At 64.6% G+C, this 1885-nt stretch carries 2 protein-coding genes; one reads left to right on the top strand and one right to left on the bottom strand.

The features are described 5' to 3' along the window. Positions 1-507 (bottom strand): phosphoenolpyruvate carboxylase (locus AB4Z11_RS30550; RefSeq protein WP_442029771.1); only part of this gene is annotated, 507 nt, incomplete at its 3' end. Positions 508-672: 165 nt separating this feature from the next. Between AB4Z11_RS30550 and hemC the strand changes: the two genes are divergently transcribed. Beyond that, the gene (gene hemC / locus AB4Z11_RS30545) at positions 673-1779 is read left to right on the top strand and encodes a hydroxymethylbilane synthase (RefSeq protein ID WP_442029773.1); all 1107 of its coding nucleotides are present in this window, start codon (positions 673-675) and stop codon (positions 1777-1779) included. The last annotated feature ends 106 nt before the right edge of the window (positions 1780-1885 follow it).

Below are 1885 nucleotides of genomic sequence, written 5' to 3'. Positions count from 1 at the left end.
GTCATGCTCCGCGTCCAGGATGGACTTGCGCTGCACCTCGGTCGGGTGGGCCGTCAGCACGGGCGAAATCAGGGCCTCGCCGAAGAACTTGTTGACGGTGTCCAGCTCGACGCCGGATTCCTTCAGTTTGCACAGTGCGTAGCTGATGCTGCCGCGCTGCGGAGCCGAACCGGCCAGCAGGTGGGCGCGGCGGCGGCGGATGTGGTGCTGGTCTTCCGCAATGTTCGCCAGGTGGGAGAAGTAGGAGAAGGCACGCACCACCGTAATGGTTTGTTCGCGTGTCAGGATTTTCAGCATGCCGTCCAGCTCTTTTGCTGCGCCTGCATCGGCCTCACGGCGGAAGCGCACGGCTGTCTGACGGATGGTTTCTACGACGGAGAATACTTCCTCGCCTTCCTGGTCCCGCAGGACTTCGCCGAGCAGGCGGCCCAGCAGGCGGATATCTTCTTTCAGCGGCGCGTCTTTATCCACGCCTTGTTCGTCTGTTGCACTTACATGGTTTGCCATAGTAGATCTTCACAAAGATATTGAATGGTCGTGCAATAGGCTTATGGCCCCGGTCTGCATAGTGACACATGATAAAATTTGTGATCTTAATCATGCGCTGCTTTACTGGTGAACGCCGGTTAAGCGTTAGCAACAGCGAAAGAACAGGTTTTGAATACTTCAGAATTGGCCCAACAGATCCCTTCCCGATTGGTGATCGCTTCGCGCGAAAGCCGCCTGGCCATGTGGCAGGCAGAGCATGTCCGCGCGCGCTTGTCTTTATTATATCCGCAGTGCAGCATTGAAATTCTCGGAATGACAACGCGGGGCGATCAGATCCTGGACCGCACTCTGTCCAAGGTCGGCGGCAAGGGCCTGTTTGTGAAGGAGCTGGAGGTGGCGATGGCCGAGGGCCGCGCCGATCTCGCTGTGCATTCGCTGAAGGATGTGCCGATGGAGCTGCCGGAAGGTTTCGCGCTGGCCGCCGTGCTGGAACGTGAAGATCCGCGCGATGCCTTCGTTTCGAACGACTACGCTTCGTTGGACGAGCTGCCTGCAGGCGCCATCGTCGGTACCAGCTCGCTGCGCCGCCAGTCGCTGATCGCGGCGCGCTATCCGCAGCTGATTATCAAACCGCTGCGCGGTAATCTGGATACCCGTCTGGGCAAGCTGGATCGCGGCGAGTACGCGGCCATCATCCTGGCTGCTGCGGGCCTGAAGCGCCTCGGTTTGTCGCAGCGCATCAAGGCGCTGCTGGCGCCGGAAGCCAGCCTGCCGGCCGCGGGCCAGGGGGCGATGGCAATCGAGATCGCTGAGCGCAGCGATGGCGTGGACCTGCGCGCCTTTCTGGCGCCGCTGAACGACCTCGCGACTTCGCAGGCGGTAGCGGCTGAGCGCAAGGTGTCCAAGGTGTTTGGCGGCAGCTGCCAGGTGCCGCTGGCTGCCTACGCGACCGTCGAGGGCGGCCAGATGCACCTGCGCGCGATGGTCGCGACGCCGGACGGCGCTCGCGTCGCCAGCGCTGAAGTGCGCGGTGAGGCTGTTGACGCTGAACAGCTGGGCCACGACGTCGCCGAGCTGCTGCGCGCGCAGGACGCCGCCGCCATCCTCGCCGCCAGCCTGGCCGATGCCGCGCCCGACATGACGCCGAACGCCGCACCCGGTGCCGCAGCGACGACTGGCGCCGCTGCCTCGACCGGCAACGCCACGACCGCGTCCGGTGCGGCCGCTGCACCCGGCGGTGCTGCGACATGGTCGCGCACGCCGGACGACACGGACGTTGGCGCCGGCTGAGCGCCGCGCTCCCGATCGCGTCCGCTGACTCGCGCCGCATGACTGCAACTGTCGTCATCACCCGCCCGCTGGCTCAGGCCGAGCCGCTGGCGGCGCGCGTCCGCGC

Origin of the sequence: Pseudoduganella sp. RAF53_2, assembly GCF_052113985.1 — a bacterium.
In the GTDB taxonomy this organism is placed as follows: domain Bacteria; phylum Pseudomonadota; class Gammaproteobacteria; order Burkholderiales; family Burkholderiaceae_D; genus Rugamonas.
This window is presented reverse-complemented; position numbering and strand designations above follow the sequence as displayed.